General features: G+C 44.9%; 10 protein-coding genes. 8 read left to right on the top strand and 2 right to left on the bottom strand.

The window, feature by feature from the left end:
* From ACH2DQ_RS02895 to epsC, 4 genes are all read left to right on the top strand, one after another.
* A partial coding sequence (locus ACH2DQ_RS02895; protein WP_395025513.1) for a sensor histidine kinase occupies positions 1 to 768 on the top strand: 768 nt, incomplete at its 5' end.
* Positions 769 to 874: 106 nt separating this feature from the next.
* Entirely contained in the window at positions 875 to 1,549 is a 675-nt protein-coding gene (locus ACH2DQ_RS02890; protein ID WP_394915062.1) for an ABC transporter ATP-binding protein, read from the top strand.
* Entirely contained in the window at positions 1,546 to 4,014 is a 2,469-nt protein-coding gene (locus ACH2DQ_RS02885) for an ABC transporter permease (RefSeq protein ID WP_394915063.1), read from the top strand. The genes ACH2DQ_RS02890 and ACH2DQ_RS02885 overlap by 4 nt, the downstream gene beginning before the upstream one ends.
* Before the next feature lie 113 nt (positions 4,015 to 4,127).
* Complete coding sequence (gene epsC / locus ACH2DQ_RS02880) at positions 4,128 to 5,087, top strand: serine O-acetyltransferase EpsC (RefSeq protein ID WP_394915064.1); 960 nt, start codon at positions 4,128 to 4,130, stop codon at positions 5,085 to 5,087.
* A 92-nt stretch (positions 5,088 to 5,179) separates the two neighbouring features.
* Here epsC and ACH2DQ_RS02875 read toward each other — a convergent pair whose 3' ends face one another.
* Both ACH2DQ_RS02875 and ACH2DQ_RS02870 read right to left on the bottom strand, forming a co-directional pair.
* The gene (locus tag ACH2DQ_RS02875; protein WP_394915065.1) at positions 5,180 to 6,568 is read right to left on the bottom strand and encodes an MATE family efflux transporter; all 1,389 of its coding nucleotides are present in this window, start codon (positions 6,566 to 6,568) and stop codon (positions 5,180 to 5,182) included.
* Positions 6,569 to 6,590: 22 nt separating this feature from the next.
* Entirely contained in the window at positions 6,591 to 6,764 is a 174-nt protein-coding gene (locus ACH2DQ_RS02870) for a chorismate--pyruvate lyase (RefSeq protein ID WP_394915066.1), read from the bottom strand.
* 191 nt (positions 6,765 to 6,955) lie between these two features.
* Here ACH2DQ_RS02870 and ACH2DQ_RS02865 point away from each other — a divergent pair, with 191 nt between their 5' ends.
* From ACH2DQ_RS02865 to ACH2DQ_RS02850, 4 genes are all read left to right on the top strand, one after another.
* Complete coding sequence (locus ACH2DQ_RS02865; protein ID WP_395025509.1) at positions 6,956 to 8,335, top strand: aldehyde dehydrogenase; 1,380 nt, start codon at positions 6,956 to 6,958, stop codon at positions 8,333 to 8,335.
* Positions 8,336 to 8,362: 27 nt separating this feature from the next.
* Positions 8,363 to 8,737, top strand: a complete 375-nt coding sequence (locus ACH2DQ_RS02860) for a metallopeptidase family protein (RefSeq protein ID WP_394915068.1) — start codon at positions 8,363 to 8,365, stop codon at positions 8,735 to 8,737.
* Between the two features lie 104 nt (positions 8,738 to 8,841).
* A complete protein-coding gene (locus ACH2DQ_RS02855) occupies positions 8,842 to 10,128 on the top strand; it encodes an aminotransferase (RefSeq protein WP_394915069.1) in 1,287 nt (428 codons plus the stop codon).
* A 239-nt stretch (positions 10,129 to 10,367) separates the two neighbouring features.
* A complete protein-coding gene (locus ACH2DQ_RS02850; protein ID WP_394915070.1) occupies positions 10,368 to 11,984 on the top strand; it encodes a L,D-transpeptidase family protein in 1,617 nt (538 codons plus the stop codon).
* Positions 11,985 to 12,000 lie beyond the last annotated feature (16 nt).

Raw genomic sequence — 12,000 nt, 5'->3', positions numbered from 1 at the left:
AAAATATTTGAACTGGATGACAGGCTGGAACAGCTGGATGAAGAAAACCGGATATTAAGAGAAAAAATGAAAAGGGAGGAAGCAGAGACGAAAGCGCTGGTTACGGATATCTCCCACCAGCTGAAAACGCCCCTTGCCTCTCTGAAAATGTGTTATGAGATTGCCGATACCGGCAGCTTTACCAGAGAAGAACAGCAGTCGTGTTTATTACAGGGATTCAAGGAAGTGGATAAGCTGGAGAATCTGACGAAATCTCTGATTCAGCTGTCCAGGCTGGAAGCGAACATGATCCAGATAGAGAAAAAACAGGGAAGCCTGAAGAAAACGCTGCTGGGTGCCGTGAATGGAGTCTACATGAAGGCCTACGAAAAAGATATCTCAATGTCAGTCAATGAATTTGAGGACGAGGAAGTGCTCCTGGATTCCAGATGGACCCAGGAGGCGCTGCTCAACGTACTGGATAATGCAGTAAAATATTCAGAGGGAGGGACAGCTGTTGAAATACGGGTCATGCCAATGGTTAGTTATTTCATAATCGAGATTGAAGATCAGGGAATGGGAATTCCAAAAGAGGAGATGCACCAGGTCTTCAAACGCTTTTATCGAGGAAGTGCACAAGAGGTTCAGGAGACAGAAGGCTCTGGGGTGGGACTGTCCCTGGCAAGGAAGATACTGGAGGATCAGGGAGGAAGTATCCGGGTAAAAAAAGGAAAGAAGGGGTGTGTGTTCCAGATCACCTTTCCAAGGAAGATGCACAGTACTCATTAAACGGGCAGGAGTTTTCTTACAAATCTGTTATCTTATCCGCAATGCTGTTGTAAGAATAGGAGTGTAAGATAAAGGCAGAATAACAGAGAAGAAAAGGAGAGTTCTTATGAGCACGATGTTACTGGAAATAAAAGATCTGTGTAAATATTATGGCAGCGGGGATAATTTGGTGAAGGCGATTGACCATACTTCTATGAGTATCCAAAGAGGGGAATTTACCGCGATTGTGGGGCGTTCCGGTTCCGGTAAGAGTACCCTGCTTCACATGCTGGGCGCTCTGGACCGTCCCGACAGCGGGATTATCCTCATTGAAGGAAAAAGCGTTTTTGATTTGAAGGATGAGCAGCTGGCTGTTTTCAGAAGGCGGAAAATCGGATTTATCTTCCAGAACTATAACCTGATTCCTTCCCTGAATGTATGGGAAAATATTGTTCTGCCAATGGGTCTCGACAAGAAAAGAGTGGATAAAAACTTCGTCATGGATCTGGCGGAGCGGATTGGAATTGCAGATAAACTGAAGTCCCTGCCCAACACACTTTCCGGTGGACAGCAGCAGAGAGTGGCGATTGCCCGGGCGCTTGCGGCAAAACCGGCGATTATTCTGGCAGATGAGCCAACCGGAAATCTGGATTCCAAAACGGAGCTGGAGGTGATCTCCCTGCTGAAGGCATGCGTAAATGAATACGGACAGACATTGGTGATGATTACCCATGATGAAACCATTGCCCAGATGGCAGACCGAATCCTGGTCATCGAGGACGGTAAGGTGGTGAGCCAATGAACACAGTAAATAAAGCTGCCCTTTCCAACCTGAAGCAGAATAAGGGAAAAAATATTTTATCCGGTATCGCAATCGTTCTGACCACCATACTGATATTTGTGATTCCAACGGTGGGATTTGGAACCATGGACGTGCAAATGGCTGCCATCAATAAAATTTATCCAACCTTTCACGGAATGTATCGAAACGTGGATGCCCAGACAGCGGAGAAGCTTTCCCACCGGGCTGAAATAGAAACTATGGGGATCCGGCAGGACCCGGCACAGATTTCCATTCCTGAGGGCTCCGGAATGATGTGCTATATGGACGATGAGGCATTGAGGCTTGGCAAAATGGAATTAGAGGAAGGGAACTTCCCCAAAAGCGGAAATGAAATTGCAGTTTCTTCCGGTCTGTTAGATGCCATGGGCATAAAAGCTGGTGTAGGGGATACCATTGAACTGCCGTATCAGCCCATAGAATCAGATGGGATCGGCTATGAGAAGAAAGAAAAGTTCCTGATTACAGGGATGCTGCCTACCTCCAAAGAGCAGAGGGATTTAAAGGTATTTTCTGCTCTTGTCTCCAGAGATTTTATGGAGCAGGAGCAGCCTGAGGGCGAGCGGAGATACCGGATTCTCTACCGGGTTGCAGGTGCAGATTCTATGACCAAGGAACAAATTGAGAATGTCTCTGGTGATCTGGCGGCAGACATAGGGATTGTGGAGGCAGATGTAGCAGACAACACGGAGTATCTGTCGGCAAATTATGTGGATCCCGCCTTTTACACAGGAGTTGCAGCAATTCTTCTTGTGGTGGTTGTAGCGGGAATTATGACCATATACAGTATCTATTATATTTCCATGATTTATAAAGTACAGGAATTTGGCAAGATAAAAGCGCTGGGCGCTACCAAACGCCAGATTCGCCAGATTGTATTCCGGGAAGGAATGCTGGTGGCGGGTGTGGCAATCCCCATCGGACTGGTGATCGGCAGTATATTATCCTATGCAGGCTTCACCTATCTGATGACCGTTTATGCACCGGATGATACTATGGGTGTGGCAACCAGACAGCTGATTGCCCAGAAAGAAGTATCCCTGTTAAAGCCATGGATTTATATTATGGCAGCGGCGGTTACGCTGCTTACGGTTGCAGTATCCATGATTCGCCCCATGCAGATTGCCGCCAAGATATCACCGGTAGAGGCTATGCGGTATGATGGCAGCATAAAGACACGGAAGAAGGGCAGAAAAGGTCATTCAGAGATGAGGCTTGTGCATCTGACGGAAGCGAATTTAACCCGGAACAAAAAAAGGACGGTTATGACTATTATAACGCTGAGTCTGACCGGGATTCTATATATGGTGCTCTCTACCATATTATCCTGTGCAGATCCGGTTGAAATCGCCAGATCTGCCATGTATGACGAATTTGAGGTATCCATAGACAGCTCCAGAGGCGATAAAATGCATCCGGAACGGGAATGGACGGCGATCAGTCAAAATAATCCGTTAAATGAGGAAATGGAGCAGGAGATCGCAGGCATCCCAGGCGTAAAAAAGATTACAAAATCCAGTGAATTAACCACCCAGCTAAAGGATCTGAAAGACGGGGAGGAGCTTTGGACTTCTGAGATTATCGGAATACCGGAAGAATATGCAGAGGAAATGGAAAAGAGTATTATAGAAGGAAACTGTACTTATGAAGAACTGCTTCAGGGCGATAAAATTATTATGGATGAAAATATGCAGCACTGGGCGCCGGACTGGAAACTTGGAGATACGATCCGCATGATTGTGAAAAGTGGAGAGAAGAGTATGGAGAAGTCCTTTCAAGTAGCAGCCATTGCAGATATGCCCTATAGTTTAAATCAGTTCTGTAACTTTCTGCTCCCGAAATCCCTGGTGGATGAACTGGGCGGCTCCAATATGGAATACCACTGGTCTATATCTGTTGATAAAAAAGAAGTAAAAAATGTAGAGCAGCAGCTTCGTAAGATTACAGATGAACAGGAGTTTCTCAAACTGGAAAGCTATGAAGAGGAAGTGGCAATGAACAAAAAGACGACTGCCCTCCTTTCCCAGCTATGCTATGTCTTTATGGTCGTCTTAGGCGGCGTGGGCATTATGAATCTGGTAAATACCATGATCAACAGTATCTATGTGAGGCGAAGGGAACTGGGCGTGATGCAGGCAATCGGACTTTCGGAAAAACAGATGGTACGTATGCTTCAGATGGAAGGAATTTTCTATACGGCGGGAACGCTGGTCCTTTCCCTGGGAGGTGGCAGCGTATTGGGATATCTCACATTCCTGTATGCAAAAAAGGATAGAATGTTTGGTATTCTCAGTTACCACTATCCGCTGAACCAGACCATAGCGCTTATTGAGGTAGTACTAATCATTCAACTGCTGCTGACTTATCTGATCATGAAGAACTTCCGAAAACAAAGCATGATTGAAAGAATCCGCTTTTCCGAATAGCTGTATTTCTGACCAAAATCATACTTTTACTTGTAAATCAGTGACTTTATGATATATAATCAATATTATATTACGAAAGCAAAAATAAGCAGGCAGCTTTAAGGAGGAACACTATGTATAAAGCAACACCGGAGGAAATGAAAAATCTAGTGGATTCGTTATTGGTCAGTTATCAAAAGCATCCGGTTATCTGTAATATTGATTGCACGAACCGTTTGAATAGAAATATGACGATTGAAATTCTGGAAATGATCCGCTTTGTTTTATTCCCTGGATATTTTGAATTGAAGAATTTAAAAGGAAGTTCCATTGAATATCATGTGGGTGAACTGCTGGAAAATATTCAGTACAAACTGAAAAAGCAGGTTGCCAAGGCGTTGCAGCATGAGCAGATCACCGGTGAATTGACAGAAGATGTGGCGCAAGCAAGGGCGGAAGAGATCGTGCAGAAGTTTTTAAAGAAGCTTCCCGAACTGCGGGATATCCTTGCTACGGATGTCCAGGCAGCTTATGATGGTGACCCGGCAGCTTATAATACGGATGAAATCATCTTTTCTTATCCCGGTGTTTATGCGGTTACCATTAACCGGATCGCACATGAACTCCATGTGCTGGGGGTACCGCTTATCCCCCGCATGATGACAGAATATGCCCACAACCTCACCGGAATAGATATTCATCCGGGGGCTACCATCGGCAGAAATTTCTTCATTGACCATGGAACAGGTGTCGTAATTGGTGAGACAACAATTATCGGTGATAATGTGAAGATCTACCAGGGCGTAACCCTGGGGGCACTGTCTACCAGAGGCGGTCAGAGTCTGAGAAATAAAAAGCGTCATCCTACCCTGGAAGATAATGTTACGGTATATTCCGGAGCATCTATATTAGGCGGGGAGACGGTAATCGGAACCGGTGCGGTAATCGGCAGTAATGCCTTCTTAACGTCTTCGGTACCGGCGCATACAAGGGTAAGTATCAAGAATCCGGAACTGCAGTTCAAAGACCGTTCTTCGGTACGGACTGCTGAGATTGGCCAGGAAGGCTTCTTTAACCGGATAGAGCAGGATTAATAAAGAGTATGCTTTAAGAGTAGTTATTCTTAGAAAAAGGTGGCAGCAGGATGTTTGATCCTGCTGCCCCTCCTTTTTTACGCAGCACCGGGTCAGACTGCCGCCCGGGAATCCTGATTTTGTTTTTCGTGATCCCTGAGAATCTTTTTGAATTTAAGGATAAACAGCGTAAGGGTCGTAAGTGCAGCCAGAATATCGGCAATGGGCTCTGCCAGAAATACCGCAAATACTTTGTCAGAGATAAAGAGCGGCAGTATGTAAATAAATGGTATCAGCAGAATAATCTTACGAAGCAGGGCTAAAAACAGGGAGATTTTAGCCTGTCCCAGTGCGATAAAGGTCTGCTGGCAGGCAAGCTGCACGCCCATCATGAATACACCGCCTGCATATACCCTTGCTGCCCATGCTGAGATATCAAGGAGTTCCTGGCTGCTGGCGAACAATGACGGCATCAGGTGCGGGAAGAACATGATTACAAGCCAGAATACCGTGGTATAGAGGATGGAAGCAATTAATAAAAGTTTAAAAGCGTGTTTCACCCGGTCCAGCTTGCGTGCCCCGTAATTATAACTGATGATTGGCTGGGCACCCTGGGACAGCCCCTGCAGAGGCAGCAGCACAAACTGCATGATACTTCCCAAAATGGTCATGGCGCCCACAGCCAGATCGCCGCCAAAGCGCTGAAGGGAAGAATTAAAGCAAATGTTTAACAGGCTTTCCGTACTGCTCATAATAAAGGGAGAAGCACCCAATGCCAGCACCGGTATGATAATCTTTTTATTAATTTTAAAATCCGATTTTTTAATACGCAGGATCGTTTTTTTGCCTGTGAGGAAATAAAGTACCCAGATTGCGGAAACGCATTGGGATAAAATGGTGGCAAGTGCAGCTCCTTTGACACCCATGCCAAAACCAAAGATGAAAATAGGGTCCAGCACGATGTTGATAATGGCACCGATTATGGTTGTCAGCATACTGACCTTTGCAAATCCCTGTGCAGTGATAAAAGAATTTAATCCAAGGGCAGTCATAACAAATATGGTTCCAAGGACATAAATATTCATATAATCCAGAGAATAGGTTATGGTGTTCTCGCTGGCTCCGAACAGGAAAAGCAATGGTTCACCAAAGATTAAGAAAAATGCAGTCAGTACAACCGCCAGTCCAATGAGCATCACGAAGCAGTTGCCAAGGGTCTTTTCAGCGCCCTTTATGTCATTTTCACCCATCTTCATAGAGACCTGGGGTGCTCCGCCCATTCCGATCAGGCTGCTGAAAGCAGTAATCAGAATAATAACTGGGAAACACAGTCCTACGCCGGTTAGAGCCATCGGGCCCACATCCGGCATATGTCCGATATAGATCCGGTCCACGATGTTATAGAGCATGTTCACCAATTGGGCGGTGATTGCAGGGAGTGCCAGCTGAAGCATCAGGCGGCTGACCTTTTTTGTACCAAGAAATTCATTATTGTGATTCATTAACGTTACCTCTTGTCCATATTTAATCTATTATTGTGTATTCAAAGAATTCCTGACGGAGATGTGTACCCTCCATGATTTCCGGCGGCAGAAGCGCCCGGGCAACCAGCTTTAATTCGCTGCATTCCTGATCAGTTCTCTTTAGATGTGCATAATCTCCATCAATAGCTTCCACTATATATTCAAATGTTTCCACGTATCATCACCTCCCGTCAGAGCGCGCATGAATCTTGTATTCAGACAGTCTCCGGTCTTTTGTCGTAAATTGACTCTCAATATTATAGTATAGCGAAGTTGGGTATAATAAACAATAGTTTTATTTGCGTTTGTTAGAAAACTTCGCTATAATACTACTTAATGAAGCGAGTAGGGTTTGAAAGGGGGAAAATGTCAATGCATACAATCGAATCCATCATAAAAGCACAAAGATCTTTTTTTCGGGAAGGGCACACGCTGGATGTCTCATTTCGGATGGAGCAGCTTGGAAAACTACGGAAAATAATCAAAAAATACGAAAAAGAAATTTATCAGGCATTAAAGGAGGATCTGAACAAGCCGGAATTTGAGGCATATGGAACGGAGATCGGACTTGTCCTGGATGAAGTGAAATACTTACAGTCCCATGTGGCGTCATGGGCGAAGCCGGAGCGTGTGAAGACATCCCTTGCTAATTTTCCGTCGGTGAGCCGCATTTACCGGGAACCTTATGGAGTAACCCTTGTGATGTCTCCATGGAATTATCCGGTACTATTGTCATTAGATCCCCTTGCCGGAGCCATCGCTGCCGGGAACTGCGTTGTTTTAAAACCATCCAATTATTCACCAAACGTATCTGCGCTGCTGAAGAAAATGCTGGGTGAGATATTCCCGGAAAAATATGTGGCTGTAATAGAAGGCGGCAGAGCCGAGAACCAGACGCTTCTGAAGCAGAAGTTTGACTATATTTTCTTTACCGGAAGTGTCCAGGTGGGAAAAATGGTGATGGAGGCAGCTTCCAGGTACCTTACACCCGTCAGTCTGGAACTGGGAGGCAAGAGCCCTTGTATTGTAGACGAAACAGCAGATTTAAAGCTTGCGGCGAAAAGGATTGTCTGGGGAAAATATCTGAATGCCGGACAGACCTGCGTGGCGCCGGATTACCTTCTGGTACAGGAGGACTGTAAGGTAACCCTTCTTGCATATATGAAAGAGTATATTGACCGGCTGTATGGAAAACAGGGAGATGGAGAGGATACTTATACCAGGATTGTAAACGAAAAACACTACAGACGGATTATGGGACTGATAAAAGGAGAAAGCGTAATAGCAGGGGGAACCGGGAATCCGGAAACGCTGCAGATAGCGCCGACAATCCTGGACGGTATAACATGGCAGTCACCCATTATGCAGGAGGAAATTTTTGGACCTGTGATGCCGGTTCTGACATTTCGAACACTTCCGGAAGCAATAGGGCTGGTTTCCAGACGTCCGAAACCGCTGGCGGCTTATTATTTTACCGGAAGCAGAAAACGTGAAAATTACTTCCTGAAGCATACGTCCTTTGGAGGGGGCTGCATCAACGATACGGTTATGCATCTGGCAAGTTCCCATATGCCTTTTGGCGGTGTGGGTGACAGCGGAATGGGCGGATACCACGGAAAAGACAGCTTTGAGACTTTTTCTCATCGGAAAAGCGTACTGAATAAAGCGGTATGGCTTGACATGCCGTTTCGCTATCCTCCATATAAAGGCTTGTTTTTCCGGATACTGAAGATGATCTTAAGGTAGGAAACAGTTGGGCAAAGGAGGGATTGCATGGTAAGTATCGACGAATTTGAAGAGATGATGTCGGAAATAGTGGCAACGCTCCCGGAAGACTTTTTCCAGGAATTGAGCGGAGGGGTAATCTTAAAGGAAGAAGAGAAGCGCCATCCGGAAAGTGTGGGCAATGAATTGAGCATTATGGGCCAATATTGCAGGAATCCGTTTCTGGGAAGGTATGTTGTGATATACTATGGCTCTTTTGCACGAATTTATGGCACATTGCCGAAAGACAGGTTGAAAGAGAAACTCCGTAAGACTATTTTGCACGAATTCAGACACCATTTGGAGTCACTGGCAGGAGAAAGGGATCTGGAAATCGAAGATGCCGTCCAAATTGCCCGGTATAAAAGTAAAAAAAAGACTTGACGAATGTTGACGGTAGTAATAAAATATCAGATAGCGATAGAATATGTGCGTAGGACGCACAAATGTATTTCAGAAAAAGACAAAGCCGATTGAGGAGGACTATTATGGCAACGTATATGGAAATGAGTAAAGAGGAACTGTTACAGGAAAAAGCAGAATTGGAAGCCCGCTTTGAGGAAATTAAAGAAAAAGGCTTACAATTAGATATGTCCCGTGGAAAACCTTCCGCAGCACAGTTAGATCTGGCTATGGGAATGATGGATGTTTTAAACAGCAGTTCCGATTTAAAATGCAGAGCAGGAGTGGATTGCAGAAACTACGGCGTATTAGACGGAATCCCGGAAGCACAGGAATTACTGGCTGATATGACAGAAGTACCCGCAAATCAGATCATTATTCACGGTAACTCCAGCCTGAATATTATGTTTGATACCATTGCCCGTTCCATGACTCACGGGGTTATGGGAAGTACTCCATGGTGTAAATTAGATAAAGTAAAATTCTTATGTCCGGTACCGGGATATGACAGACATTTTTTAATCACCGAATACTTCGGAATTGAAATGATCAACGTTCCCATGACAATGGATGGACCGGATATGGATCTGGTAGAGAAGCTGGTAAGCGAAGACGAAGCGATCAAGGGTATCTGGTGTGTGCCAAAGTACTCGAATCCCCAGGGCATTACCTATTCCGATGAAACAGTAAGAAGATTTGCACGTTTACAGCCGGCAGCGAAGGATTTTCGTATTTTCTGGGATAACGCATATGGCATTCATCATTTATACGATGATAAGCAGGATAACCTCATTGAAATCCTCATGGAATGTAAAAAAGCAGGGAATCCGGATATGGTTTATAAATTCTGTTCCACTTCCAAGGTCAGCTTCCCAGGCTCTGGTGTGGCAGCCATTGCAGCATCTCCTGCAAACTTAGAAGCCATCAGAAGACAGATGACCATTCAGACCATTGGTCATGACAAATTAAATCAGTTGAGACATGTGCGTTTCTTCAAAGATATTCACGGTATGGTGGAACACATGAAAAAACATGCAGACATTATGCGTCCGAAGTTTGAGGCTGTCATTAATGGTCTGGAATCCGAACTGGGCGGTTTGGAAATCGGAACATGGATTCGTCCAAGAGGAGGATATTTTATCTCCTTTGATGCACTTCCGGGATGCGCAAAGGCAATTGTAGCAAAAGCAAAAGATGCAGGTCTTGTTATGACCGGAGCAGGCGCCACATTCCCATACGGTAAGGACCCTCAGGACAGCAATATCCGTATTGCACCTTCTTATCCAACACCGGAAGAACTGGCAGTGGCAACTGACATATTCGTGCTCAGTGTAAAACTGGTAAGTATTGACAAAATACTGGAAAGTAAATAAGATGTAACCGGCTGCGGCCCCCTGTATTGCGGGCTGCGGCCTTTTCTTTGCACCAGCGGGAAAAAATTTAAAAATTCCCGTTCTCAATATTAATATTTCCTGAAGTTTATTTACAAATGTTTGAGACGTGGTAGAATGGAAATAGCTATTTGGCAGGTCGGTGCATTTACTGCGCGGACCGGGAGAAAATGTGGGACAGCAGGAAAAGTTCCATAATGAACATGCAAAGGAAAATTAATATGAGAAAATCACGAAAGATGTTATTAATAGGCGCGATTATTTACGTGCTTGTCATGATTGCAATTTACATGGGGGTAAGTGTGTATTTTATGAAACACTTTTTCCCGGGATCCATTATTAACGGAATTGACTGTTCTTCCAAGACCGTGGAAGAGGCAGAAAATATGATAGCGAATAAAGTGCAGGATTACAGTATCACCATAGTGGGCATGGATGGCAAAGAGGAGAGTATCAGCGGTGCACGGATGAATTTTGCCTATGTGGAAAACGGACAGGTGCAGGAACTGAAGGACAGCCAGAATCCACTGTCATGGCTCTATGCATATTTTAATCCGGAAAGCTACAGCATGGTAGCTAAAACTACTTATGATAAGGAAGCACTACGCAGCAGTATGGAGAAACTGTCATTCTTTGATGAGACTAAAATTGTAAAACCGGAAGATGCCAAGATTGTGCAGGCTGGTACGGGATACCGTGTTGAAAATGAGGTTACGGGAAATGAACTGGATAAGGAAAAGGTATACGACCTGTTGGTAAAAGCAGTGGATGAAGGGGATGCCAAACTGGATCTGGTTGAAAATGACTGTTATTTAAAGCCGTCTGTATTTGCAAATGATGAAAGCCTTACCAAGAAGGTGGAAGTGCTGAATAAGTATTCCAATATGACCGTTACATATGAATTCGGAAGTGATCAGGAAGTGATCAGCAGTGATACCATTAACCAGTGGATGAGTCTGGATGTGAATAATAATATTACCTTTAATGAAAGTGAAGTCAGCGACTATGTAGACCGGCTGGCAGATGATTATGATACCTATGGGCGTTCCCAGCCCTTTAAAACATCCCGTGGGGAACATGTTACCATTCAGAATGTTACTTACGGATGGATGATCGACCGGGATGGAGAAAAACAGGAACTGATGAATATATTAAAGAAAGGGGAGTCCGTTTCCCGTGAACCGGTTTATGCCCAGACTGCTTTCGCAAGAGGAGAAAACGATATCGGGGATACCTATGTAGAAATTGATTACAATTTCCAGCATATGTGGTATTATAAGAACGGAAACCTGGTTATTGATACAGATGTAGTTACCGGCAACACCTCCAAAGGCTATGATTCTCCCATTGGGGTATTTACGCTGCAGGATAAAGAACGGGATGCTACACTTGTAGGTGAAGATTACAGAACCCCGGTAAGCTACTGGATGCCCTACTATAATGGAGTGGGAATACACGATGCCAACTGGCAGCCTGTTTTTGGCGGGGACTGGTATAAGACCCACGGTTCCCATGGCTGTATTAATACGCCGATTAATATTGTTTCTGTGATCTATGACAATATAGAGGTAGGAACTCCGATTATCTGTTATCAGGGATCAACGGCAGCTCCGCCTAATACACCGGTTACGCCAACCACACCGGAGACCAATAAACCGGATGGGGAAACGAATAAACCGGATGGCGAGACCAATAAGCCGGACGGTGAGACCAATAAACCGGATGGTGAGACTAACACACCGGGCAGTGAAACAAATGCACCCCAAAGTGAAAATTCTCCCGGAACGGATATCCCGTCTCCGGAAAATGCAGACAGCCCGGAGGGTGGCGCAGAGTAGAGAGATGATATAAAAG

This window comes from Robinsoniella sp. (assembly GCF_034124845.1).
The sequence above is the reverse complement of the archived record's forward strand: the minus strand, read 5'-3'. Positions and strand labels throughout refer to the sequence as shown.